Annotated in this window: 21 protein-coding genes; 12 read left to right on the forward strand and 9 right to left on the reverse strand. The window is 52.1% G+C overall.

Going from position 1 to position 24,381, the window contains the following annotated elements; genetic code table 11:
* Positions 1–28 precede the first annotated feature (28 nt).
* On the forward strand, positions 29–3,277 hold the full coding sequence (locus tag F459_RS0100755; RefSeq protein WP_020610828.1) for a UvrD-helicase domain-containing protein: 3,249 nt from the start codon (positions 29–31) through the stop codon (positions 3,275–3,277).
* On the opposite strand, the gene F459_RS0100760 is transcribed toward F459_RS0100755, so the two are convergent.
* The 4 genes from F459_RS0100760 to F459_RS0100775 all read right to left on the reverse strand — a co-directional run bounded on the left by F459_RS0100760 (position 3,256) and on the right by F459_RS0100775 (position 6,876).
* Positions 3,256–4,242, reverse strand: a complete 987-nt coding sequence (locus F459_RS0100760; protein ID WP_020610829.1) for a hypothetical protein — start codon at positions 4,240–4,242, stop codon at positions 3,256–3,258. The genes F459_RS0100755 and F459_RS0100760 overlap by 22 nt on opposite strands.
* 24 nt (positions 4,243–4,266) lie before the next feature.
* Positions 4,267–4,662, reverse strand: a complete 396-nt coding sequence (locus tag F459_RS0100765; RefSeq protein WP_020610830.1) for a GreA/GreB family elongation factor — start codon at positions 4,660–4,662, stop codon at positions 4,267–4,269.
* 88 nt (positions 4,663–4,750) lie between these two features.
* Positions 4,751–5,527 (reverse strand): helix-turn-helix transcriptional regulator, encoded by a 777-nt coding sequence (locus tag F459_RS0100770; protein ID WP_154651587.1) that lies wholly within the window; start codon positions 5,525–5,527, stop codon positions 4,751–4,753.
* Positions 5,528–5,544: 17 nt separating this feature from the next.
* Complete coding sequence (locus F459_RS0100775; RefSeq protein WP_013256044.1) at positions 5,545–6,876, reverse strand: APC family permease; 1,332 nt, start codon at positions 6,874–6,876, stop codon at positions 5,545–5,547.
* 253 nt (positions 6,877–7,129) lie between these two features.
* Here F459_RS0100775 and F459_RS0100780 point away from each other — a divergent pair, with 253 nt between their 5' ends.
* The 7 genes from F459_RS0100780 (at position 7,130) to feoB (ending at position 15,313) form a co-directional block, all read left to right on the forward strand.
* Complete coding sequence (locus F459_RS0100780) at positions 7,130–7,747, forward strand: TetR/AcrR family transcriptional regulator (protein WP_020610832.1); 618 nt, start codon at positions 7,130–7,132, stop codon at positions 7,745–7,747.
* A 39-nt stretch (positions 7,748–7,786) separates the two neighbouring features.
* The gene (locus F459_RS0100785; RefSeq protein ID WP_020610833.1) at positions 7,787–9,562 is read left to right on the forward strand and encodes an ABC transporter ATP-binding protein; all 1,776 of its coding nucleotides are present in this window, start codon (positions 7,787–7,789) and stop codon (positions 9,560–9,562) included.
* A complete protein-coding gene (locus F459_RS0100790; RefSeq protein WP_020610834.1) occupies positions 9,555–11,309 on the forward strand; it encodes an ABC transporter ATP-binding protein in 1,755 nt (584 codons plus the stop codon). Before F459_RS0100785 ends, F459_RS0100790 begins: the two co-directional genes overlap by 8 nt.
* A gap of 15 nt (positions 11,310–11,324) precedes the next feature.
* Positions 11,325–12,677 carry an MATE family efflux transporter gene (locus F459_RS0100795; protein WP_020610835.1) on the forward strand — a complete coding sequence of 451 codons (1,353 nt, stop codon included), beginning with the start codon at positions 11,325–11,327 and terminating at the stop codon, positions 12,675–12,677.
* Positions 12,664–12,969, forward strand: a complete 306-nt coding sequence (locus tag F459_RS0100800; protein ID WP_020610836.1) for a MarR family transcriptional regulator — start codon at positions 12,664–12,666, stop codon at positions 12,967–12,969. The genes F459_RS0100795 and F459_RS0100800 overlap by 14 nt, the downstream gene beginning before the upstream one ends.
* Before the next feature lie 64 nt (positions 12,970–13,033).
* The gene (locus F459_RS0100805) at positions 13,034–13,261 is read left to right on the forward strand and encodes a FeoA family protein (protein ID WP_013256038.1); all 228 of its coding nucleotides are present in this window, start codon (positions 13,034–13,036) and stop codon (positions 13,259–13,261) included.
* Entirely contained in the window at positions 13,262–15,313 is a 2,052-nt protein-coding gene (gene feoB, locus F459_RS0100810; protein WP_020610837.1) for a ferrous iron transport protein B, read from the forward strand.
* Positions 15,314–15,343: 30 nt separating this feature from the next.
* Here the strand turns inward: feoB and radC are convergent, their stop codons facing one another.
* From radC to F459_RS0100830, 4 genes are read right to left on the reverse strand one after another with little or no spacing between them, the layout of a single operon-like run.
* Complete coding sequence (gene radC, locus F459_RS0100815; protein WP_020610838.1) at positions 15,344–16,027, reverse strand: RadC family protein; 684 nt, start codon at positions 16,025–16,027, stop codon at positions 15,344–15,346.
* A gap of 46 nt (positions 16,028–16,073) precedes the next feature.
* On the reverse strand, positions 16,074–17,063 hold the full coding sequence (locus F459_RS0100820; RefSeq protein ID WP_020610839.1) for a GGDEF domain-containing protein: 990 nt from the start codon (positions 17,061–17,063) through the stop codon (positions 16,074–16,076).
* A 50-nt stretch (positions 17,064–17,113) separates the two neighbouring features.
* Entirely contained in the window at positions 17,114–19,120 is a 2,007-nt protein-coding gene (locus F459_RS0100825; protein WP_020610840.1) for a heavy metal translocating P-type ATPase, read from the reverse strand.
* Positions 19,121–19,127: 7 nt separating this feature from the next.
* Positions 19,128–19,496, reverse strand: coding sequence for an ArsR/SmtB family transcription factor (locus F459_RS0100830; protein ID WP_020610841.1), 369 nt, complete (start codon positions 19,494–19,496; stop codon positions 19,128–19,130).
* Between the two features lie 105 nt (positions 19,497–19,601).
* On the opposite strand from F459_RS0100830, the gene F459_RS0100835 reads away from it, so the two are divergent.
* From F459_RS0100835 to F459_RS0100850, 4 genes are all read left to right on the forward strand, one after another.
* Positions 19,602–20,348, forward strand: a complete 747-nt coding sequence (locus F459_RS0100835; protein ID WP_051086147.1) for a CPBP family glutamic-type intramembrane protease — start codon at positions 19,602–19,604, stop codon at positions 20,346–20,348.
* Between the two features lie 251 nt (positions 20,349–20,599).
* Positions 20,600–21,733: an aspartate-semialdehyde dehydrogenase gene (gene asd / locus F459_RS0100840; protein WP_020610843.1), complete on the forward strand. Its 1,134-nt coding sequence runs from the start codon at positions 20,600–20,602 to the stop codon at positions 21,731–21,733.
* A 94-nt stretch (positions 21,734–21,827) separates the two neighbouring features.
* The gene (locus F459_RS0100845; protein ID WP_245540038.1) at positions 21,828–22,664 is read left to right on the forward strand and encodes an MBL fold metallo-hydrolase; all 837 of its coding nucleotides are present in this window, start codon (positions 21,828–21,830) and stop codon (positions 22,662–22,664) included.
* 17 nt (positions 22,665–22,681) lie between these two features.
* The gene (locus tag F459_RS0100850; protein WP_020610845.1) at positions 22,682–23,830 is read left to right on the forward strand and encodes a glycerate kinase; all 1,149 of its coding nucleotides are present in this window, start codon (positions 22,682–22,684) and stop codon (positions 23,828–23,830) included.
* A gap of 18 nt (positions 23,831–23,848) precedes the next feature.
* Here F459_RS0100850 and F459_RS0100855 read toward each other — a convergent pair whose 3' ends face one another.
* Positions 23,849–24,376 (reverse strand): chemotaxis protein CheW, encoded by a 528-nt coding sequence (locus F459_RS0100855; protein WP_013256028.1) that lies wholly within the window; start codon positions 24,374–24,376, stop codon positions 23,849–23,851.
* Positions 24,377–24,381: the final 5 nt, after the last annotated feature.

Here is a 24,381-nt window from a genome sequence, read left to right on the forward strand (position 1 = left end):
AAAGGTCGAAAAGGGATAAGCTTGTACCATGCGCTTTATTGGTGATTTTCATATACACTCATCCTATTCAAGGGCCACCAGCCGGCAGCTCAACCCCGAAAACCTCGATTTTTGGGGCAGAATCAAGGGGATTTCGGTTGTCGGTACCGGCGATTTTACCCATCCGGGTTGGGTTGCCGAGTTGAAAGAGAAGCTTGAACCTGCCGAACCAGGACTCTTCAGGTTGAAAAACGAATACCGCCTTGGAGGAGAAGAGGCCGGGCTGGTTCTTTCCGGTGCGGAAGGTGAGGCTGCTTCCTGTCGCTTTCTCCTTACCGCAGAGATCAGCTCAATTTACAAGTACGATGACAGGGTACGAAAGGTCCATAACGTAATCTTTGCCCCCGATTTTCCGACGGTGGAACGTATTCAGGAAAAGATTGAGCGGCTCGGCGGGAATATTCGTTCCGACGGACGCCCCATTCTCGGTCTCGATTCCCGGGATCTGCTGGAGCTTTGTCTGGAAGCCAATGAACGCATTTTCTTTGTCCCGGCTCATATCTGGACCCCCTGGTTTTCCGCTCTGGGATCTAAATCGGGCTTTGATTCCATCAGAGCCTGTTATCGGGACCTTTCCGATCACATCTTTGCCGTGGAAACCGGACTCTCCTCCGATCCTCCCATGAACTGGAGCTGCTCTTTTTTGGATGAGTACACCCTCATCAGCAATTCCGATGCCCATTCCCCGGAAAAACTGGGAAGAGAGGCAAACCTTTTTGATACCGGCCTCTCCTATGACGAGATCGTCGCAGCAATGAAGGGAGGGGGAAAAGCTGGCTTTCGGGGGACGATAGAGTTCTTTCCCCAGGAGGGAAAGTATCATTTCGATGGCCACCGCAAGTGCGGTATTTCCTGGGATCCCCTTCAGACGCTCCACCATGACGGCCGATGCCCGGTCTGTGGGCGTCCCGTCACCGTCGGGGTACTGAATCGCGTTGCCCAGCTTGCCGATCGCAAGGAGCCCCTTGATCGTCCCAACCGCGATCCCTTTTACTCCCTCATTCCGCTAAAGGAGGTTATTGCCGAGCTGGAAGGGCTAGGGCCAGGCTCAAAAAAGGTCGGTCGGCGTTATGTCGATTGTTTGAACCACCTCGGCTCGGAGCTCGATATCTTGCTGTATAAGGAAATCGAAGAAATCAGAATCCTTGCGGGACCTGATCTTGCCGAGGCGGTGGAAAGGATGCGGCAGCGCCAGGTCCTTGCCCTTCCGGGCTTCGACGGAGAGTATGGCAGGATCAAAATCTGGAATCCTGGAGAAAAGCCTCCTGTAGAAGGAGACGCCTTCTCCCTTTTCGGAAAGCGTGAGGCCCTATCTCCGCCCGAAACGCTGGGCCTGATCGAATTTGACCTCGCCGCTTTTCAGGAGGAGAAAAAGATGACGATGGAGGCAACAGACCCGGAATCTCACAGCCTTCCACATGCTCAGGCAGCATCTCCTGCGTCGTCTTCTTCGTCAGAAGGACTGAATCTCCAGCAGCAAGCTGCCGCCGATTATTGCGGCGGCCCGAGTCTTATCATTGCCGGTCCGGGGACCGGAAAAACCCGTACCCTCATCGAAAAGATTACCCGGCTTATTCATGGAGGAGTCGTTCCTTCATCTATTGTCGCCGTCACATTTGCAAACAAGGCTGCAGGAGAAGTGGCGGACAGGCTGCGGTCCGCAGGAATCACCGTGAATTCTTCCCTTTCCGAAGCCGATGGAGTAAGGGTTTTTACCTTCCACAGCCTGGGACTTGCCATTGTAAAGCCGCACCTCGCCCTTTTGGAGCGCGAAGGCGATTTCCTTATCATCGATGATGAAGAGAAAATGGCCCTTCTGAAATCAAAGAGTGATCTTTCCATCCGGGAACGAAAAAATCTTATCGGCTATATATCGAGGGTAAAGAACGGAATACTCCCTGAACCGGAAGTGTCGAGCAATGATTCCGCTGGCTTTCGTTTGTATCAGGGGTTGCTTCAGCGCCATAACTGCCTCGATTACGATGATCTTCTTTACTTGCCGCTTCGACTTTTCGAAGCGCATCCCGATATCATGGATTCGGTGAGAGAGGGGTTCCGTCACATCATTGTTGACGAATATCAGGACATCAATCCCGTCCAGTATGAACTGCTTCGAATCCTGACGAAGGGGGCAGAATTTTGCGCCGTGGGAGATCCGAACCAGTCCATATACGGCTTCAGGGGAGGCTCTCCCGAGTTTATCCGCCGCTTTGCCGTCGATTTTCCCACAGCGAAGCTTTTTTCTCTTTCCAGAAGCTACCGCTGTCCCGATACGGTTCTCAAGGCTTCTTCTCAGTTGCTTGGAGAAGGGGCTCCGCTCCTTGCCGGTCCCCGGCCGGGGGTCAAAATCGCTGTCAGAAAAACGGCGACTGCCGCCTCCGAGGCCGAGCAGATTGCCCGGGATGTTGAGGAACGCAGCGGCGGTATGGGCTTCTTTTCCCTCGATAGCGGGGTTGCCGGGGCGGGTAGCGATGATGAGATTGCTCTGTCGGATATTGCCGTTTTATGTCGTACCTCGATGCAGATGCCCATCCTTGAAAAGGCCTTTACCGATCACCGTATCCCTTTCCGGACGATACGAACCGATTCTCTTTTTTCCGGAGAACCTTATCGTACGTTCCTGAACTGGATCAGGTTTCTTGCTTATGGAGAGCGTGCTGCCCTTTTTTCAAGCGATATTGAACGTATCAGTCGGGCGGCTACAGGGGCTGCCGAACCACCTGCAACACTTCGGGCGGCCCTTGAATGCTTTTCCGATTCGGATCTGCTTGAGGAAAAGGTGGATATTGAAGAGGTCGAGAATGAACTTGCCCGCTATTGGGTACCAGGAGGGGATGCAAAGGCCTTTCTGGAGGCATCGCACCTGGCCTCCGGCAGCGACCGTTACGACGCTCGGTTCCAGGCGGTAAGTATCATGACCATCCACGCCGCAAAGGGGCTTGAGTTTGATCTCGTTTTCATTCCCGGTTGTGAGGATTCGATCATTCCCTGCACCCTGGTCGGTGAAAAGTCGGAGGATGTGGAAGAGGAGCGACGGCTCTTATACGTTGCAATGACCCGGGCAAGGCAGGAACTATTGCTCTCCTACGCCGCCAAGCGAACCATTTTCGGCAAAACGATAATGCAAAAGGAAAGCCCTTTCCTTACCGCGATAGAAGATGCGCTCATCGATCGCCGGGAGGCAGCTGCCCATCGGAAAGATACGGCAGATGATGATCAGTTGTCGCTTTTCGACTGAGGGAGCGGTTTCCGGGTTTTGAGGTAGATAAGCAGATATTCTTCGATGCTTCGTCTGGGGCCGTCCGTGTTGCGGCATCTTCGAAGCTGAGTGAGTTGCTGACGTTGGAGGAAGCTCCTGTACAATTGAAGGGCCGGAAGTTCATGCTCCTGCTCTTCGTCCTTCCCGAGGAGCTCCCTGGCTTGTCTCCGGTTGATGGCCGTAAGTTTCTTTTCCTTCATGACACTTCGCAGAAGCGTGATCTCTTCGTGGCTGAGATTAAAGAGGAATTCTTCCAATGCTGGAAGTATTGAGGGATCGGTATGCAGGCTTTCAATAAAATTCCCCCAAAATAGGGGAAGCCGCATGCTGAGACGGAGCAGTTCCACCGTCCCCTGCAGGGTTCCCAGTGCTGGTACGATATGCTGCCGGGCAACCCAAAGGTCTCTGAGAAACAGCGCAAAATCGACTGTTTTTGCCTCAAAACGGTATTCCCAGAGTGATAGAAGTTCCTTGGCAATGTGCGGAATCCATGGCCTATCGGCTCTTTCCTTTGAAAGCATCTGTTTGTAGAGTTCTTCGGCCATGAGGGTAAAGAGTATCATGCTGTAGATCTCATCGAGTTCCTGGAGTTCTTGGAAGGGAAGACTGGTTTTTCGGCCGATCTTTCTCAGCAAGCCGAAGAAATGGAGCTTTGTGACGGTGAATCCATAGCCGAGAACGGCCTTTGTGGGCAAGTTGGTAACCTGCAAAAGCCCTCTGTCGCACAGGCGTCTTGTCAGCGAGCCCCGGGTTCGTACTTCTCCGCTTATGCCTAAGTCGCCGGTGAGCGATGGTGAACGTTCTATGATACCCGCAAGCTGCCAAAGGTCCTGTTTACGCTGTTCCACAAGGGCCGACAGGGCCGGGGAACGGCCCTGCATGTTCTCTTCGATATTTCGCAGAAGACATCGTTCATGCGCGCTGAATATCTCAATGGTTTCCATAATTTGCTGCTTGTCGTATCACGTTCAATATACAGGAGGGGTAATGGCGTCTATGCGTAGGGGGATATCCCCTGCCGGGGCATAACAAATCGTTCTGTTGTGTTCCGACTCCCCGATGAGCGCTGCTCCGAGGGGGGTAAAGATCGAATACCGCTTTTCATCGTGATTCTGGTCTGCGGGAAAGACGATCGAGGCCTGATGTCTTGAACCTGTCGAAAGGTTCGTATACGCCACTTCTGCATAGAGCGTAACGGTCCCGGCGGGCAGGACCCCCTCATCCAAAACCACGGCAGCCTGCAGTTCATCATACAGATGGCGCAAATAGGGTTCTCTCAGCCTGTTGGAACTTCTCATCGCTTCTATTATGTTCCACAGTTTTTCGTATTCACGGCGTGAAAGTACGATACGTTTCTCTGTCATACTTGTAACCTCCGATAGGATAGTAACTATAGCCTTTCCGCGAGGAGGGGGATATCGGCATTAACCATCCATTGAATCTACAGGTTTTCTACAGGGTAAGGAGGTAGTGCTGAAGATTTTCACCGCTTCCGGCAATACCGATTTTTTTTCGGATTGAACAGCGATGGCGTTCCACGGTTTCCGTGCAGATATTGAGGGAATCCGCGATGGTTTTGCTGGTAAGACCTGATCGTACCATATTGCAAATTTCCAGCTCTCTTGGGGTAAGAGGCATCGAGACCATGTTCGGCAGGCTTGAGGGTTTGCATATGGCTTCCAGCCCGGAAGCTACGAGATCAAGTTTCCGTTTATCATCTTCGTCGAGAAGGGCCCGCACCCTTTCCAGCATCGGAAAAATAGCGGTATACAGGTGCCGGCGTATAGCCTTTCCCTGCTCCTGTTCCGAGTTGCGAAGGTGTTCGATTAATTCCGCAAGGGCCTGATTCTTTGCGTTGATTTTCGCCTCAAGGCGGAGACGACAAAGAGCCTCGGCGATCAATTTTACTGCCGAGGACAAGAGTGATTTTTCACGTTCTAGGAGATCCATCTCCCCTGCGGTTGCGATAAGAACAAGAAAAAGCTCTTCAACCTCGGAGAGGGAAGCAGATGCGGAAAAGAGAAGATTTTGCTCTTTTTGCGGCTGGTCTCCGATGGTACGAATCGAACATTCTACCTTGCAGTTATCGGGACGACTCATCGCAGAGCGCAGAATCGTCCCCGATTCGGCAAGAAGCGTTGTTTCGCTTCCCCTGTATCCGGCCAGGAGATGAGCTATGCGATAGAGACTATCGAGCTCTTTTTCTCTTTCCCGCAGTGCTTCCCTCATGGACATCCGAGGAATCTCTATGCCGGCAGACTGTACTTTTTCCTAACGAGGAAAGGAACGCTTGCCGCAACGACGATCAGCGTGATGATAAAAAACTGAAAGAACATATCTTTTTGCACCGCCCCGAAAATAATATAGAGAGATCCTGCGGCAGCAAGGAGCGGGGCTATGACCCTGCTCCCGAAAGGAAGGTCAGTAAAGGTTTTCATCATCCAAAAATAGATCGCAAGATAGATCACGTAAAGGAAGGCGATAGGCAGTTCTGAGATGTCCATGAACCCGCCCCACCAGTTGTGAAAATTACCGTACCATACCATCAGCCAGATGGCAGAGAGGACCAGACCTGCAATGCCGGAGTTAACCATGCTGTCGCGTTTTTCGCTGACCTTCTTGAAGATATGGGGTGTCGGGCCGAGGTCCCTGCTCGCAATGGAAAACATCCCCCGTACCGAACCCATTACCAAGCCGTTGAGGGTGCCTAAGCAGGAGATGACGACAAACACGGTCAGCAGAGTTCCTCCGAGACGACCGAATACCAGTGAAATTACCTGGACCGGAGCTGCGTCACCGGCTGCCATAACCTGATCGTTGGAAAGAAAGCCGCTGATGCCGAGGTAGTAAAGCATGTAAACAAGAACTACGACCGAAGCCCCCACTACAAGGGCCTTTGGAAGATTCTTTTTTGCATCTTTAAGCTCGGCATTGATGGATGTGGCGATGATCCAGCCCTCATAGGCGAAGGCCGTCGCAAGGGTTGCTACGGCAAGCCCTCCTCCCGAAATGTTCTGAGCGCTAACGGTAAAGCTCTGGATAGTCTGTCCCGTAACAAGCCCGCCGATGATTCCCACGATTGCTACCAGTCCAAGGGGAATTAATTTGATGATGGTTGCCGAAACCTGCCACTTGCCTGCAAGGACAGGAGAAAAAATGTTCAACAGGAAAAAGAGAACCAGATAGACGGCGGAAAGGGGCCACAGCAGCTGGGGCAAACCGAGCAGTCCTACCGTATAGTTTGCCGAGACCCAGGCAAGGACCGAGACGAGGGTTGGATAATAGATAAAGGTCATGAACCAGGCAACCAGGTAGCCTGCCTTTTTACCGTAAGCGGCCTCAAAGTAATCGACAACGCCGTTGACCTTCTCGATCCGAGTCGCCATCTTCGAAAAGACATAGCTGGTAACGACCATGATCGTACCGCCGATCAACCAGGCCAGCAGTGCAATCGGAAGTCTTCCTCCCGATGCCTTCAAAACGTCGTCTGCCTTAAAAAAGACCCCCGATCCAATTACGATTCCTACTACCATGGAGGTAGCCGTCCAGAAACCGTATTTTTTCTGTAATGCTTCCATAATACCAAAAAGCTCCTATAGGTGTGGGTGTTGAATAAACACAGTATTATAGCGCTTCATCCTGGTATCGACCAGGGGAATATGATCCCAAATATGATTGACAATTGCTGCCACATGTTCTCTTGCATGGATCCTCTTACGGAGAGAAAACTTGATTACCTGAATTCTGCTAAACTATTATAATTAGTTGACACTATTTATGGGGAGTGGTATAAACAGCGTGAAATAACACTGTTATGTTGAGAGGGCGCTAATGAAACAGGATGATACCGTTACACGGCAGAGAATTCTGGTTTCCGGCAAGGAAGAGTTTTTGGAAAAGGGCTTTGTGCATGCTTCTCTGCGGACCATAGCAAAGAATGCGGGTGTCACGACCGGAGCCATCTATCTCTATTATGAAAACAAAGAGGCCCTTTTTAATGCCCTCGTTGCCGAACCGGTCCAAATGCTTCTGGGCGAGTACAGGCGTGTACAAGACGAATTTGCTTCACGTTCCCCGCAGCAACAATTGAACGTCATGCATGAGATTTCGGAAGCGTGCCTCGAATGGATGATCGACCATATCTACGAGCATTACGATGCCTTTAAGCTTGTCGTCTGCTGTTCTACCGGCACCCGATATGCGGCATTCATCGAGCAGATGGTGGAGATCGAGGTGCGCTCCTCCTATAACTTTTTCGAAATCATGGAAGAGATGGGAAAGAAGGTGCGTCCCATGGATGACGAACTCATCCATATTCTGGCGAGTGCACTTTTCTCGGGTTTTTTTGAGATCGTTGTTCACGACATGAATAAGGAAAAAGCCAAGGAGTATGTAGCCTGCCTCATGGAGTTTTATGAAGCGGGTTGGGACCGATTGCTTGGCTTATAGAGGTTTTTTATACGTTTTACCACAGGAGAAGCATACGATATGGGAGAAAAACAGATGCAAAGCGGGTTTTCCCGCTTAAAGGAGTTGGCGGCCGGTCATAGGGGAAGCTACATTGCCTCGGTCGTCTTCGCGATACTTGGGGTGGCGGGAACCATGGTTCCCTACATCGCTGTCTCGCACATCATCATCAAACTGATCGAGGGGCAAAGGAGCTTCGCTTTTTACCTTTCCTGGTGCGCCGTTGCCGCTTTAGGATATCTTGCGAAGTCGGTATTCCACAGTATTTCCACGACCTTGTCTCACAAGGCGACCTTCGCCGTGATTTCGGAGGTTCGGTACAGAATCGCCGAGAAACTTACAAGGGTTCCCATGGGGTATGTACTCAATACCCCTTCGGGAAAGATAAAAAACAGCATGGTGGAAAAGGTGGACAGTATCGAACCGGCCCTGGCTCATGTTCTTCCGGAGATGACATCAAATCTGCTGATCCCTCTTTGCATTGTCTGCTACCTTTTTGTTCTCGACTGGCGTATGGCGTTGATCTCCCTGATAACCCTGCCGATCGGAGCCCTCTGCTACATGGGGATGATGAAGGATTATGAGACAAAGTTCGGGAAGTATGTCGGGGTCAGTAAGCATATGAATGCCACAGCCGTGGAGTATATCAACGGCATAGAGGTCATCAAGGCCTTCGGCCGGTCGGCAAGCTCCTATGCCAAGTTTTCCAAGGCTGTTAGGGAGAATGCGGAGTATGGTCTTTCCTGGATGAAGGAGGTCCAGATCTACTTTGCCATGGGAATTGGCATCTGGCCCTCTGTCCTGATCGGTGTCCTGCCGCTGGGCTGTGTTTTTTACATGAACGGAAGCCTTTCCGCTCCAGTTTTTATTACCGTGATGATCCTTGCCCTTGGTATCGTTGCCCCCTTGCTTTCAGCTCTCTACTACACAGACGATATCGCAAAGATCGGAACCATCATGGGGGACATTGGATCGCTCCTGGACGAAAAGGAGCTTATCAGATCCCGGATACCGGCAAAGCCCCAGGGCCTTGATATCGAGCTTCGCAATCTTTCGTTCTCCTACGACAAGATAGAGATACTCCACAATGTCTCCTTATCCATCCCCGCCTTCAGTGTTACGGCCCTTGTCGGCCCATCCGGCGGCGGGAAAAGCACCATTGCCAAGCTGATCGCCTCATTCTGGGACGTCGACGGCGGGAGTGTTTCAATCGGCGGCGTAGATGTGAGGAAGATTCCAAGCGAGCAACTGAACGATTTGATCGCTTATGTCGCCCAGGACACCTACCTCTTCGACGAGACGGTCCTGGAGAATATCCGCATGGGAAACCCAAAGGCCTCCGACGATGCGGTAAAGGCGGCGGCTCAATCCGCCGGTTGTCATGATTTTATCCTCGCCCTCGAACACGGCTACGATACCGTCGCAGGAGGGGCAGGGGGACACCTATCCGGCGGTGAACGCCAGCGGATTGCCATTGCCCGCGCCATGCTGAAAGATGCACCTATCGTCATTCTTGATGAAGCCACGGCCTATACCGACCCGGAAAATGAGTCGGTGATTCAGTCCGCCATCGCAAAGCTGGTGGAGGGAAAGACCCTTATCGTTATTGCTCACCGTCTCTCCACCATAACCGATTCCGACCAGATTATCGTCATCGATCGGGGACGGGTTGCAGATTGGGGACAACATGAAGAGCTCCTTGCCTCGAGCCCCCTTTACCGGAGCATGTGGCAGGCACATATCAGCGCCAAGGATAACGTAAAGGACAACGTATACGAGGAGGCCGCACATGTTTAGCATCATCAAGCACTTTTTTGCCTTTGCCGGGGACCACCGCAAAAGGTTGCAACTTGGAATCCTGTATGCCTTTCTTAATTCGATATTTCACGCCTTTCAGATCGGTGCTCTCTACATCGTGTTGATGGCGATTATCAATGATGGGGTAACCAGCTCCACCGCCTGGACCTCCTTTGCGATCATGTTCGTCAGCTTGGTCGGCGGGATTGTTACAAAGGATGCCTCTACCATGGCCGATGCCCGGGGCAGTTTCCATCTCTGCGCGGACAAGCGTACGGAAATCGGGGATCGTATGAAGTATATGCCTATGGGTTATTTCAACAGCAACAGCCTCGGTTCCATAACGGCAACGGTGACCAGCACCATGGAGGATATCCAGGATATTGCACCGAGGGTTCTCGATAAGACGATCCACGGCTTTATTCATGCTGCCGTCATCACCATCATGATAACGGCCTTTGACTGGCGTATGGGGCTGATCGTCATCGCGGGAATCCTCTTTTTCCTCCTGGTCAATCTCCTCATGCAGCGTAAGGCAGAAGCGATAAGCCCTGCCCGTGTTGCCGCCCAGAGCGCTCTTGTTGGAGCGGTCCTCGAATATGTCCAGGGGATCGGCGTCGTTCGTTCCTTTAACCTTGCCAGAGAGGCCAATAAAACCATAGACCGGGCCATCGCCGAGTGTGAGAAGCAAAATATCGGGCTGGAGCTCGCCTTCATCCCTTTTATGTTTCTCCAGTCTCTTATTCTGAAACTTGCAAGTGTGGGTATTGTGATAGCCGCGATTTTCTTCTTTCTCGGTGGAACAATGGAGCTTTCCGTTACCCTGATGATGCTTGTTTCCGCCTTTCTTATCTACAGTCAGCTTGAAACCGCCGGCAGTATGTCGGCCCTGCTGAGAACCGTTGATTTGTCCATCAAGCGCGTTGAGGAAATCAATGGAATTCCCCTTATGGATGAAGCGGGCAAGAGCATTGTGCCCCGGGATTATAGCATCCGGGGAGAGGAGGTAAGTTTCTCCTACGATCAAAAGAGGATCATCGACAAGGTAAGTTTCGAAATTCCCCAGGGCAGCAGCGTTGCCATCGTTGGCCCTTCCGGCGGAGGAAAAACCACCCTCTGCAATCTCATCACCCGTTTCTGGGATGTGGATGAGGGGGCCATCACCCTCGGCGGAAGAAATATAAAGGATTATACCCTCGATACCCTGCTCGCCAATTTCAGTATGGTTTTTCAGCGGGTCTACCTTTTTAACGATACCATCGCGAACAACATAAAATTCGGGAATCCGGATGCGACCATGTCGGAGGTCCGGGAAGCGGCGCGAAAAGCGTGTTGCGATGATTTCATCATGGCCCTCCCCGACGGCTACGATACGGTCGTAGGTGAAGCCGGAGCCACCATATCCGGTGGGGAAAAGCAGCGAATATCCATCGCCCGGGCCATATTAAAGGATGCTCCCATCATCATTCTCGATGAAGCCACCGCCAACGTCGATCCCGAGAACGAAAATAAACTCCAGGAGGCAATAACGGAGCTGACAAAGAATAAGACGGTCATCATGATCGCCCATCGTCTAAAAACGGTCCGTAATGCGGATCAGATATGGGTGCTTTCGGGCGGCAGGATGATCCAGCGGGGGACCCACGACCGTCTCATGTCGGAGGGCGGCCTTTACGCCGACTTTATCGGTATGCGCGAGAAATCGATCGGCTGGAAGCTGGGGCAGATGGAAACTGCCTCGGTATAAGGGAGATAGAAAACGATGAACGACAAACGAGAGATGCTTCTGAATCAGGGCATGGGCAAACTTTTTGTTTCTCTGGCCCTTCCCGGCATGGCGGGAATGATCGTTATCGGACTCTACAATCTGGTGGACAGCATCTTTGTGGGCCAGTTTGTTGGACCTGCTGCGGTATCGGCGGTTGCCATGGGCTATGCGGTCATCCTTGTCAACCAGGCAATACTGAGCCTCTTCGCAACCGGTGCCTCCTCCCTCTTTTCCCGCGCCATGGGAGCGGGAGACCAGAAAACCATGGACGCCCTTTTGGGAAATGTCTTCTGGCCCGTGACCCTCTGCTCGCTTGTGCTGACCGTGATCACCTTTTCCTTTGCGCCGGAGATTTTGTTCGCCCTTGGCGCCAGGGAAGAGATTCTCAGCCTCGGAATTGATTACCTCAGGCTCTTATCGCTGGGCTTTGTCTTCGGTGCAGTGGGCCCCGCCCTGAACTTTTTGATACGAGCCGAGGGGCAGATGAAGACTGCCATGAAAATCATGGCTTTGGGCACCATTACCAACATCATCCTCGACCCCATTTTCATCAAGGTTTTGGGCATGGGAATGGAGGGGGCCGCCCTTGCTACCATAATCGGGCAAAGCCTCTTTCTTTTTGGGGATTTTGCCCACTTCAAATCGAAACAAAGCAGTATCAATCTCAGCACAAAGAGTTTTCGAATCACTTGGCCGCTTATGCCCGAAATCATCAGGGTGGGATTTTCCGGGATGATCATGTCCCTTGCGGTAGCCATTCAGCTCTCCATCCTGCTTTCGCTCAGTTCTTCCTACAGCATAAACAGTAACATCGTCATGAGCACCGCCTTTCGGATCATGAGCTTCTTTTACATTCCGATCTTCGGAATTTCTTACGGTCTGCAGCCCGTGCTGGGCGCCAATTATGGAGCAGGCCGCTTCGATAGGGTAAGGGAGGCGTTCTGGTATTTCGGCAAGGTCGCTTCCGCCATTGCTGTGGGTATATGGCTCTTCTTTCAGCTTTTTGCTCCCTTCATTCTCTCATGGTTCATTACCGATGCAGAAATTGTTGCCGAAGGAAGCCGCCAATTTCGGCTTTTTCTCTCCAGTTTTCTTTTTTACGGTCTGATTGCCGTATTTATCATGCTTTTTATGGCACTGGGGAAGGCGGGAAAGGGTGCGTTGCTGACTCTGGGACGCCAACTGTTCTTTTTTATTCCACTGGCATTACTGCTCCCTTATATGTTCGGCGAGATCGGCTTGTGGCTTTCCTATCCCCTTGGCGATCTCTGTGTCGTTCTTTTCGGGATGATTTTGGTGCGTAGTGAACTAAAGCTGCTGAAGAGGCCCCATTATGCGGGACAATAACCTCTTTTTGGAGGTCCTGGCGCTCTTTTCCGAGGGGCGACTCTGTTCTGTGAAAGATGCTGCCGATCGCCTTTCGATCGACGCTGATTTTGCCGTATACCTTATCGATGAATTATGCCGACGGGGATACCTAATAGTGATGAATCCTTCTTCCCCCGGCGAATCGGTTTCATGCGCCTCCTGTTGCGGATCAGGGGCCTGCCCCCGTTCTGTTCCACATGCAGGGGCGACGCAGGGGCCGAGGATCTGGAGCCTTTCTTTCCTTGGGGAAGGTGCTCTTGGTAAAGGCTAAGGAGATTTTTTTTGCGCTTAGTAGCATAGGCTAATAAAGATAGTTGGATAATGGAGGTTGAAAGATGTGTACCCTGGATCGCTTATCCGCGGGATGCCGTGGCGTGATTGACAGCCTGCAAGGGGGAAATGGCTTTATAAGTCGGGTCTCGGCTATCGGCTTCACTCCGGATACGGTTGTGACAATGGTTTCAAGGCGGGGCAGAGGCCCTGTGCTTGTTTGGTTGCGGGACAGCGAGGTCGCCCTAGGCCGGGGCGAAGCCGCGAAAATCACCGTTAGAGAGGTTCTATAGATGGATACGGCTCAGAGAACGAGAAGGCTGACCATTGCCCTTGCCGGCCAGCCGAATACGGGAAAGTCGACGGTTTTTAACCGACTTACCGGTGCACGCCAGCATGTGGGAAATTGGCCGGGCAAGACCGTGGAACAGAAGAGCGGAGGTTTTCGCTATAACGGAAGCGATTACAATATCGTCGACTTGCCTGGTACCTACAGCTTGACGGCAAACTCCCTGGAGGAGACCATCGCAAGGGACTTTCTCATGAAAGAGGAACCCGACGTTGTCGTGGTGATGGCCGATGCGTCCCAGCTTGAGCGGAGTCTCTACCTTTTGGGAGAGATCAGGCTCCTTTCTGTTTCCGTTGTTCTTGCCTTGAACATGACGGATGTTGCCGAACGACAAGGCAAGCAGATCGATACCTCTCATCTTGCCGCGGAGCTTCGGGTCCCCGTGGTTTCCATGACTGCTTCGAAGGGAATAGGCTTTGACGAGCTTATGGATGCCATAGCCGAGGCAGCCCTCTCCACTCCTCCGCCTCCCGATACTTTCATCGATGATACGCTCTGCCTTGAGGCGTATGAGAGAATATCTAAGCTTCTGGCCCAAAAAGTTCTTGCGCCCTATTCGCTCCAGTGGCTTGCTGTAAAGCTCATCGAGGGTGATAACGAGGCAAGGACCCTAACACGCCGGCTTTTATCCGATAACGAGTGGAAACAGCTGGTTACGATCATCGAAACCATTCCGGATGGGGCCCTCCGAATCGCCGGAGGCCGATATAGCCGAATACAGAGGGTCGTCTCTGCCTCCCTCAAGGGGATTTCGCCGAATGGGAAAAAGGGACTTCGAAAAAGAGGTTTCGATCGGGCGGCCACCCATCCCGTATGGGGAAAGTTTGTCGCTCTCGGTATCATGGTTCTTGCCTTTGCGGCAGCTATGATGGTGGCCATACCGATTATGGGAGTGGTGCAGGGAGCGCTTCCCCCCCTGCTTTCGGGGCTGAAGGCACTTTTTGCTCCCGCTCCCGCCTGGATAGGATCGCTTTTTGTCGATGGTCTGGTCCCCGGAATCGGCATAGCTGTTATGATGCTTGCCTATATCTTCGGCGTCTATCTTGTTTTCGGTATCATGGAAGATGTCGGCTACCTTGCACGTCTTGCTTATGTTTTCGACAGCTGGATGAATAAGATCGGCCTTCACGGCAAATCCTTCATGCCGCTTATGATGAGTTTCGGCTGTAATATTGCCGGGGTTACCGGTTGTCGGGTTGTTGATTCCTGGCAGCAGAGGATGACGACTCTGGTCATGGTCTCCATCGTTCCCTGTATGGCCCTGTGGGGGGTCGTTAGTTTTATGGGTACAATCTTTTTCGGCACCAACATGCCGTTGGTGATCTTTGCTCTTCTTGCCGTCATGTTACTTCACCTTTCGGGAAGCTCCGCCTTGCTGCGAAAATTTCTTCTCAAGGGAGAGCACACAGGATTGATCATGGAGCTGCCTCCCTATCACCGACCCAACTGGAGGACCATTTGGTCCTATGTATGGAGTCAGGTCAAAGGCTTCGTAAAGCGTGCGGTCACCCTTATTGCCCTGATTTCGCTGCTGGTCTGGGCCCTTTCCTATCAACCGGATGGAAACATGGAGAATAGCCTCCTCGCCTCGATCGGCAGATTCTTCGATCCCGTCTCCTCACTGATGGGGCTTGACTGGAAGCTCTTCATAGCCCTGGTGGCTGCGGTAGCGGCCAAAGAGGCCTCCCTTTCCGTTCTTGCCGTATTGTACGGAATAAGCGGAGGGGTTGCATCGATCACCACCCTCTTTGTCGCCGGGACTGGCGGCTACGAACAGGCTGCATTGGTGGGAAGCCTTGCCTCTTCGATTTCTCCGGCCTCCGCATTGGCCTTCATATTCGCCTTCTTCTTCTCTATTCCCTGTATCGGGACGGTTGCAACCATCTACTCGGAAACAAAGTCTCTTCGGTGGACCCTCGGCTGTTCGCTGTACTATACCATTTCCTCCTTTGTTGCCGGGTTCCTTGCCTATCACGCAGGCTTGTTGATATTCTGAAGCGAGGACGACAGAAGCAGAGGCCGGCTGCTATTGGCCCAGTTCGTCGTGCTCGAGGAAGCTATAATAGCCTTCCTGTGTAAAGATGATATGATCAATTAAGGGAATTCCGAGAATTTCACCCGATGCCGTGAGGCGTCGGGTGACCTCGTGGTCTTCCGCGCTCGGTTGCAGGTTTCCTGATGGGTGGTTGTGGGCACAGATAAGGGCCGCAGCCCTATCTTTTACACAGCCTGCAAAGATTTCACGGGGATGAACCAGTGTCCGATTTACCAGACCGACCGAGATTATCCGCAACTTGATAACCTCATGGGCCCCATTGAGAGAAAGGGCGAGAAATTGCTCCTGAGGCCTGTCTGCAAGATGGCGGACCAGTGGGAGAACATCAGCCGGCGAAGTGATTTTATTTTTTGCCGGTACAAATCGTCTCCGCGAGAATTCCAGCGCTGCGGCAACAAGCGCCGCCTTTGCTCGACCAATACCGGGTATCGTTCTGATTTGGTCTACGGTACAATGCAGATCGCTGGTATCAAGTAGCTTCAACAGGGCCGAGGCAAGGTGCCCCACATCGTTTCCCTTGATCCCGGAACCGAGGATAATGGTAAGGAGTTCTTTATCGGAGAGGGTCGACGGCCCGAAGGCGCTAAGCCGTTCCCGAGGCCGCTCTTCCGCGGGAAGAGACATGATCGGTATTCGTGATTCTTCGACTTTCATGACACAACCTACACGCAAAAAAAGGCGTGGTTGCTTCAACGGCCGGTTATACTGCTATGGAGACTCTGTTGCGCCCCTCTTGTTTTGCAAGGATGAGCCCCTCATCGGCCCGTGAGAAGAAATCTTGCCAACTTTCTCCCTTTTTGAACGATGTGATACCAAAACTACAGGTGACCGTCATCGGAAGATCGAAAGGAAAGCCTTCTATCGAGCCTCTGAGTTTTTCCGCAAGTACGGCTGTTGAGTTTTCGTCCGTGTGCGGAACCACGACGGCAAACTCCTCGCCTCCCGTGCGGCCGAAGATATCGCTGTCACGAAGCAGCGAGGCGACAAGATTGGCCAAACGCTTTAAAAGGCCGTCACCGATCGTCCGGCCGTATGCTTCGTTCAACTGCCTGAAGTGATCGATATCAAAGATAATAAGCGAAAGCGGAAGCCCATAGCGTTCGGCCCTGGTAATCTCGCTTTGAAGCTTCGTATAGAAATAGTTACGGCTGTAACATCCTGTTTGTTCGTCTCTCAAAGGCTGACGGTAATTCTGCGAAGGTGTGAAATACCGTGAAAAAAGAACCAGGAAGAGGATAGCCGCCGTTCCCACAGCCGCCACTATCGCCCAGTACCATTCCCGTCGATCCTGCAAGATTAAGCCGCCGGGAATCCGGTCGGGGTCCAGTTCCTGCCAGATCAGTTCTCCCGATTGCGTAATGGAAGTCGCTATCAAAGCTTGCTCCATTTGCGTTGCTGTATGGTAACGACGGAGATCCGCTTTCAGCCCTTCCCACTCGTTTCTGGCAGACTCCGGAGCGGAGGCAAATATCAGATCCGCTTGGCCGATAAGAGGCAAGGTATTCTTGCCGGAAAGCTCCAGATGGATAATCCGCTGTGTCAGGCCTCGAAGGGTATCCAGCCGAACCAGCGTCCTTGCCTCTTTTTTCAAGCTCGCACAATGGACCGCGAATATTCCTATTACTGCGAGGGCAAGGAAGGCAATCAAGAGGGACGGAAGCACCTTTCCCCCCTGTTTCTGTGGTTTCATGCACAACCTCGCCCGCATTCTATCATAGAACCGGGCTAAGAGGTAATCATTTACGCTTTGAACATCTTCAAAACCCTGGTTGAGTTAAGGATGGCCAGGAGAGCCACACCGACATCGGCAAAAATCGCCATCCACATGGACGCAAGGCCGAAGATTCCCAGCAGGATGACAAGTCCTTTGATGCCGAGCGAGAAGATGATATTCTGAAGTACAACCCCTCTCGTTCGCTTCGCTCCGGTAATTGCTGTTGCAAGATTCGACGGCTTATCATCCATGAGAACGACATCCGCCGCTTCGATGGCTGCATCGGAGCCTATCCCGCCCATGGCGATTCCCACATCCGCTCTGCTGAGGACCGGAGCGTCGTTGATACCGTCGCCCACGAAAGCGGTGCGTTTGTGGGTCCGGGGAGAGGCCATAATCTCTTCAAGCTTCGAAAGTTTCTCATCAGGGAGAAGTTTTGCGTAATAGCTATCCAGACCCAGTTTTTCTGCGACAGCCTTTGCCCCTGTTTCGCTGTCGCCGGTAAGCATAACGGTGTGGCGTATCCCTTTACCGTGGAGCGCACTGACAAGCCCTGCGGCATCTTCGCGGATCCTGTCGCTTACGGCTATCGTTCCTATATAGTTTCCTCCGTAGGCTATGAGCACGCTGCTTGCGGCCTCACCCTTGTCCTTCTCTATGGGGGGAGGCGAAGCAATATTGTTTTCCCTCAGCAACGTCTGATTACCCGCCAGGAGGGGCTTTCCCAACCACTCGGCCCTGACTCCTTTTCCCGCTATCTCTTCAAACGTGTTGAGTGAGGCATCGATACGAAATTCCGAAGGAATGGTTTCCGCTGCCCTGCGGATTGCTCCCGCAATTGGATGATTTGAATGGGATTCCCCAAAGGCTGCCAGGCCAAGAAGCTCTTCCCTGCTGTATCCCTTCTCTGGATAGACGCCGGATACCTCGAATACCCCTTCGGTGAGGGTCCCTGTCTTATCAAATACAACGGTATCAAGTTCTGCCAGGGTTTCCAGATAGTTAGCTCCCTTGATCAAGATACCTGCGGCAGAGGCGCCTCCTATTCCTCCGAAATACCCTAGGGGTATCGATATAACCAGAGCACAGGGGCATGATACGACCAGCAGGATAAGCGCCCTGCGAATCCACTCTGCAAAGGAGGCATCGACGAGCAAAAGGGGAGGAAGGAGGGCTATGAGCAGTGCAGCTCCTACCACGGCAGGTGTGTAGACCCTTGCAAAGCGGGTTATAAAGCGTTCGGTCGGGGCCTTACGCTCGGCAGCCTCCTCTACGAGCTTGATGATCCTGGCCATGGATGAATCTCCGTAGCGGGCGGTGGTTTCTATGATAAGCAAGCCCTGTCCGTTTACCGAACCGGCAAGTGCCTGGCTGCCGGGCCCCACTCTGACCGGAACCGATTCACCGGTCAGTGCCGAGGTATCGAAAAAAGAATTCCCCGATACAATGATGCCGTCAAGGGGGACCCTTTCCCCCGGCCGTACAAGAACCAGGGAACCCGGCTCTACCAAAAGAGGATCGGTTTTCCTCGGATCTGACCCCTGGCTGTCGGAAACAAGATAGGTTGTGTCGGGACGAATATCGGTAAGGGCTTGAATGGAGCGCCTGGCGGAAGAGGCCGCTCTCTCCTGAAACATCTCGCCGATGGTGTAGAATAGCATGACTGCCGCCGCTTCCGGCATTTCTCCCAGGGCGATTGCCCCTAAGGTTGCAACCGTCATGAGAAAATTCTCGTCGAAGAGCTTACCGTTGATAAGGTTTCGCAGTGCCGACAGAATGACCCCGTACCCTACGGTAAGGTATGGGATAAGAAAAATTACATATTCACCGATACGGTAGGGGCTTGCCTGAAGCTTGCTTCGAAATATGAGCCCTAGGGCGAAGAAAATAAGGGAGATAGTCAGCCGTATTGCCTCCGCCTTTGGGGAGGCCTCTTCAAAACTGTGATCATGTCCGGAACAATGGGGACAGCTTCCGGTAGGACAACCGGCATCTGCGGCGGGGTGGGGGTGTATGTGTTTGATTTTCTCCATGGATGTATCAGCGCTCCTCTGCAAAGTGATCGCGTGCAACCTTTATGAGCTGCTCGACATGTTCATCGTCGAGGCGATAAAATACCTGCTTCCCATCTCGTCGATACCGAACAAGACGCATGGTCTTTAAAAGGCGAAGGTGGTGACTCACCGCGGGCAGGCTCATCTCCAGCAGATCGGACAGATCGCAAACGCATAGTTCGTTGATTGAAAGAAGATAGATGATCCGTGTCCGGGTTTCATCACCCAAAACCTTAAAAAGTTCGGATAGACCCGCCACATCCAGCAGCTTTTTCCGAAGGAACTCCGCTCGTTCAGGGCAGGTTGGGCAGTATTGGTCGCATATATCTGTTCGCTCTCCGGAACATCCGGTCATATCAGACTCCTTATTAAATAGTTGAACAATTAAGCAATTGTTTAATTGAATAATATAACAGAAGGGCTCTTCTGTCAAAGGCAGAAAAATAATATTATCAAAATTATGATGAATTCTTTTCACCTTTTTGTGGAATACCTCGGAAGAATATGGCCTGCCTTTCTCCTGCTCCTGCTCTCCCTTGCTTTTTCCAGGCCTCCGGCCTTTGGTCGAGTGGTTCTTTATATAGTCGGATTTGTTGTCTGCCGTGATGTCATGGCAAGCCTTGGTTTTTGGTTTCCTTCGACTGAGGGCGGCGTCCTTCGCTTCCTGTTTACCGATGATGCCTTGTTACTTGTATTGCTTTCGCTGCTCTTTTTCGCGGCGATGCTTGTATTCCTCGCCTTCGATAGGGAAAACCGTGATCGTTGTCGTTTTTTCTCAAACGACCGCGGTGCGGGGATTTTTGTGGGCCTTTTGGCTGGATTCTGTGTGGCTGCTCCCCTGCTTTTCTTCCAGGCGAAAGGAGGCACAGAGGCCATTGGGCCTGAATTCCGTGTAAACATGGCTCTTCCTCTTTTATGTCTGTCGCTGTCGCTGGCCTTCATCGAAGAGGGTTTATTCCGTGGTTATCTCCTTGCCTTTCTGAAAGATCATCAATCATCCCTGCTTGCCGGTGTGAGTTCCGGTATCCTTTTTGCCTTCTCGTATTTGCCTCTTGCTTTGACCGGATCGGGGCTTTCCTTACCCCTGCTCCTTTTTGTTCTGTGGGAGGGGGTGATTACCGGGACAGTCGGTAGCCGGTATGGTGTTTTTCCTTCCTGCGTTACCCATGGGGTGGCTATTTTTCTGATCTCTGCTGCGTTTTTTTAAACTACTGTCCGAAATCGTGGTGGGAGGGAGCTGTGGGTCAGGTGCATTCCCACGGCCTTACGGTGGATGATTGACTATCTGCCTTCTTATGCATGGGCTTAAAGGTAAAGGAATCACCACGATTCCGGACACTATATATTGTTTCAATTAATGATTCAGGCTACTTGACACAAATCTCCCCTTATCATAACATTACGAGCATATAGTAACACTTTGTTATTATAATAACAAATCCCCTTTGGAGGTGGATCATGAACAGCAAAATGAGGGTTGCAATCCTTGGAGCTACCGGAACTGTGGGGCAGAAGTTTATCACCCTGCTGACCGATCACCCCTATTTTGAGGTTGCCGAACTTGTCGCTTCGGAGCGTTCGGCAGGTAAGCGGTATGTCGAAGCGTGTGCGTGGAAACAGAACACTCCGATTCCGGGGTATATTGCCGATATGCAGATTAAAGGCCTTGAAGATACACTCAAGAGCCCCGTACTTTTTTCAGGGCTTGATTCTTCTGTTGCCGGAGCTGCCGAAGAGCGGTATGCCAGACTCGGACATGTCGTTATCAGCAATTCGAAAAATCACCGGATGGAAGAGGATGTCCCTCTGGTCATTCCTGAGATTAATCCCGATCATCTGAGCCTTATTGCCGGCCAGAAATGGGACGGTGCCATCATTACCAATTCGAACTGCTCAACGATGTTTCTGGCCATGGCCCTTGCCCCTCTTCACGAGACCTTTGGCGTGGAGGCGGTTCAGGTTACTACCATGCAAGCCATCTCGGGTGCCGGTTATCCCGGTGTCGCATCGTATGATATCCTCGGTAATATCATCCCCTACATCGGAGGGGAAGAGGAAAAGATGGAGATCGAATCGCAAAAGATTCTCGGCACCCTGGCGGATGGGAAGGTTGTTGATGCGGACTTTGTGGTCAGCGCGCAATGTAACCGGGTTCCTGTGGTGGACGGCCATACCGAGACTGTCTCGTTTTCTCTTAAAAAGAAGGCGAGTCTTGAGGAGCTTCGAAGTGTCATGGCCGGTTTTCGAGGACTGCCCCAGGAGCTCAAATTGCCCTCTGCTCCCGACCATCCGATCCTTATGATGGATGATGCCGACAGGCCTCAGCCTTCCCGGGATGTATGGCTTGAAAAGGGAATGGCTACCGTTGTAGGCCGCCTTCGTCCCTGCAATGTACTCGACTACCGTATGGTCATCATGGGACACAATACCGTAAGGGGGGCTGCCGGCGCGGCCGTCTTGAATGCCGAAACCATGTTTCGCCTGGGGCTTTTCGGCGATAATCCTGCCGAGGATTATAACACTGAGGAACTAAAGCGTCGTGCATATGTCCTTTCAACGGACGGAATGCGGGATGTCGTTTGCTCGAAATAATGTGATACGAACGTCCGTCATCGGCCTGCGGTAATCCGCAGGCCTTTTTTATTGCCATGGCTTGACGTCAAAAATAATTATGCAGACAATACAGATGATGGCATTACGGATAACGACATTAGTGGAAGACAGGGAAGGGGTTCGGAAGGAATTACGCCATGAGCACGGGCTCTCCTTTTATATAGAGTATCAGGGAAGAACGCTGCTTTTTGATACCGGACAATCCGGTCTGTTTCTTCACAATGCCGACGCCTTGCGGATAAATGTGCGGAAGCTTGACCATGTGCTTTTAAGCCACGGTCACTATGACCATGCCGGAGGTTTTCGCTCTCTTTGTACACTGACCAATTCGTTTCACCTCTGGACGGGAGAAGGGTTTTTTCAGCCGAAGTATGATGTCCGGCAGCAGGTCCCCCGGTTTCTCGGTTGTGATTTTGGTCCCGAATATATTCGGCAGCAAGGTATCTCGCATACTGTCATCGACAGGGCTGTTACGGAAATCGTGCCGGGAATCCATGCCGTGAGTCGTTTCCCTCGTATCCATGCAGAAGAGAAGATTCCCGAACGTTTTGCCCTTGAGCTCGACGGCAGGATGAAGGCCGATACCTTTTCCGACGAGATCCTGCTTGTTATCGAAACCGGCTCGGGTTTAGTGGTCTTGCTCGGCTGTTCCCATCCCGGAATGTGCAACATGCTTGATGCTGTGAAGCAACATTTCTCTCTCCCTCTTTTTGCCGTCTTGGGCGGAGCCCATTTGGTGGAAGCGGACGACGAACACCTTGATGCCGTACGTGAATACCTGTGTGATGCTTCCATCTCCTCCCTTGGCCTGTGTCACTGCACCGGCGAGAAGGCGGAACTCCTTTTCTCAAAAACATGTAAGGGCTTTTTTTCAAACAAAACCGGAACCGATTTTACCGTCGATAGATAATAGAATAAGGAGCGCGTATGAAAGTTGTCGTTGCGACCGATTCGTTCAAGGGCAGTAACAGTTCCCGAAGGGTGTGTGAAGCCATTGTCTCGGGAATGAAAAGGATCTACCCAAGGGCTGATTACCATATCGTGCCGATTGCCGACGGGGGAGAGGGCACTATCGAAGCGGTTCTCGAGGTTACGTCGGGGACGATGAAGACGGTAAGGGTTATCGGTCCTCTTGGAAAGAACGTGGATGCCCGATTCGGTTTACTTCCTGGCGGTCGGGCGGTAATAGAAATGGCGGAGGCCTCGGGACTTCCCCTTGTAGACGAACAGGAGCGAAACCCGATGTTAAGCACCACCTATGGGACAGGAGAGGTCATTAAGGCTGCTCTTGATGCCGGATGTCGTGAACTTTTCATCGGAATCGGAGGAAGTGCGACAAACGACTGTGGGGTCGGCATGGCCCAGGCCCTTGGTTTTTCGTTTTTGGACAAAGCAGGGAAGGAACTTCCCTTCGGAGGGGGAGCTCTCTCCGACCTCGACCACATCGACGCCTCGAAGGCGGATCCCCGTATTGCCGATCTTCAGGTTACCGTTGCCTGCGATGTCAATAATCCTCTTTGTGGTCCCAAAGGGGCCTCGAGAACCTATGGTCCGCAAAAGGGAGCCACCGAAGCGATGGTGAAAGAGCTTGATGCAGCATTGGCACACTGTGCCGAGATCATCGAGCGGGACCTTGGCCCCTCTATTGCGGAACTTCCCGGTAGCGGAGCGGCGGGAGGACTCGGCGGCGGCTTAGTCGGATTTCTTGGTGCGGAACTCCAAACAGGTATCGATGCGGTGCTCTCCATCTTGCGTTTCGATGAACTGGTTAAAGATGCCGATCTTGTCGTTACCGGTGAAGGAAAGCTCGACCGGCAGACCGTTTTCGGAAAGGTCCCCGCCGGTGTTGCCTCATGGACCAAGAAGAGTGGGCCCATCCCGGTTGTCGCAGTGGTCGGAGACATCGGTGAAGGTTTCGAAGCGGTGTACGATGTCGGTATCGATGCCGTCATGAGCACGGTAAATAAGGCGATGCCACTCACGGAGGCAATGGCTCGAAGCCGTGAATTACTCGTTGAGACCGGAGAGCGGGTTGCCCGGATCATGAAGATCGGTAGCCAGCTCCCCGGCGAATGAGAACGTAGGTATCTGTTTTTATACCGATGCGGTGCTTCCCGTTAAATGGCCGGATTCCCTATGGCTTTCATTTTCATAACCGGCAATGACGGTGAGACTATCGCGGTCGAGTAAGCCTTCAAGATCAAGAATCATAATGAGATTATCATCTTCCTTTGCTATCTCCTTGACCACCATTGTGTCCTGAAAGTTGCGGATGTTTTGTGTCGACTGGATCTGGGCATTCTCAATTTCGATGACCTCATGAACATCGTCTACAATAATCCCCATGGAAAGGGTTTCCTCAAGATTAATCTCAAGCACAATGATCGATGTACTTTGTCCGGGAGTTTTACTTTCGCCTAACCGGAGATTTTGTCTTAGGTCGATAACCGGAATCACTTTCCCCCGGATATTGATAACTCCCGAAAGAATATCAGGCGCCCTGGGGACCCGTGTCACCTTTTGGTAGGCAAGGACCTCCCTCACCCAGTGAATATCGATTGCATACGACTCATCTGCCAGAGAGAAGGTAAGAAAGGTCCTGGTGATAGGTTCTTCACTCATATTCC

The sequence above is a fragment of the Sediminispirochaeta bajacaliforniensis DSM 16054 genome (assembly GCF_000378205.1).
GTDB lineage: Bacteria > Spirochaetota > Spirochaetia > DSM-16054 > Sediminispirochaetaceae > Sediminispirochaeta > Sediminispirochaeta bajacaliforniensis.

Coding starts and splice junctions, on each gene's coding strand:
- F459_RS0100755 (WP_020610828.1), top strand. CDS start 29: ATGCGCTTTATTGGTGATTTTCATATACACTCATCCTATTCAAGGGCC.
- F459_RS0100760 (WP_020610829.1), bottom strand. CDS start 4,242: ATGGAAACCATTGAGATATTCAGCGCGCATGAACGATGTCTTCTGCGA.
- F459_RS0100765 (WP_020610830.1), bottom strand. CDS start 4,662: ATGACAGAGAAACGTATCGTACTTTCACGCCGTGAATACGAAAAACTG.
- F459_RS0100770 (WP_154651587.1), bottom strand. CDS start 5,527: ATGAGGGAAGCACTGCGGGAAAGAGAAAAAGAGCTCGATAGTCTCTAT.
- F459_RS0100775 (WP_013256044.1), bottom strand. CDS start 6,876: ATGGAAGCATTACAGAAAAAATACGGTTTCTGGACGGCTACCTCCATG.
- F459_RS0100780 (WP_020610832.1), top strand. CDS start 7,130: ATGAAACAGGATGATACCGTTACACGGCAGAGAATTCTGGTTTCCGGC.
- F459_RS0100785 (WP_020610833.1), top strand. CDS start 7,787: ATGGGAGAAAAACAGATGCAAAGCGGGTTTTCCCGCTTAAAGGAGTTG.
- F459_RS0100790 (WP_020610834.1), top strand. CDS start 9,555: ATGTTTAGCATCATCAAGCACTTTTTTGCCTTTGCCGGGGACCACCGC.
- F459_RS0100795 (WP_020610835.1), top strand. CDS start 11,325: ATGAACGACAAACGAGAGATGCTTCTGAATCAGGGCATGGGCAAACTT.
- F459_RS0100800 (WP_020610836.1), top strand. CDS start 12,664: ATGCGGGACAATAACCTCTTTTTGGAGGTCCTGGCGCTCTTTTCCGAG.
- F459_RS0100805 (WP_013256038.1), top strand. CDS start 13,034: ATGTGTACCCTGGATCGCTTATCCGCGGGATGCCGTGGCGTGATTGAC.
- feoB (WP_020610837.1), top strand. CDS start 13,262: ATGGATACGGCTCAGAGAACGAGAAGGCTGACCATTGCCCTTGCCGGC.
- radC (WP_020610838.1), bottom strand. CDS start 16,027: ATGAAAGTCGAAGAATCACGAATACCGATCATGTCTCTTCCCGCGGAA.
- F459_RS0100820 (WP_020610839.1), bottom strand. CDS start 17,063: ATGAAACCACAGAAACAGGGGGGAAAGGTGCTTCCGTCCCTCTTGATT.
- F459_RS0100825 (WP_020610840.1), bottom strand. CDS start 19,120: ATGGAGAAAATCAAACACATACACCCCCACCCCGCCGCAGATGCCGGT.
- F459_RS0100830 (WP_020610841.1), bottom strand. CDS start 19,496: ATGACCGGATGTTCCGGAGAGCGAACAGATATATGCGACCAATACTGC.
- F459_RS0100835 (WP_051086147.1), top strand. CDS start 19,602: ATGATGAATTCTTTTCACCTTTTTGTGGAATACCTCGGAAGAATATGG.
- asd (WP_020610843.1), top strand. CDS start 20,600: ATGAACAGCAAAATGAGGGTTGCAATCCTTGGAGCTACCGGAACTGTG.
- F459_RS0100845 (WP_245540038.1), top strand. CDS start 21,828: ATGATGGCATTACGGATAACGACATTAGTGGAAGACAGGGAAGGGGTT.
- F459_RS0100850 (WP_020610845.1), top strand. CDS start 22,682: ATGAAAGTTGTCGTTGCGACCGATTCGTTCAAGGGCAGTAACAGTTCC.
- F459_RS0100855 (WP_013256028.1), bottom strand. CDS start 24,376: ATGAGTGAAGAACCTATCACCAGGACCTTTCTTACCTTCTCTCTGGCA.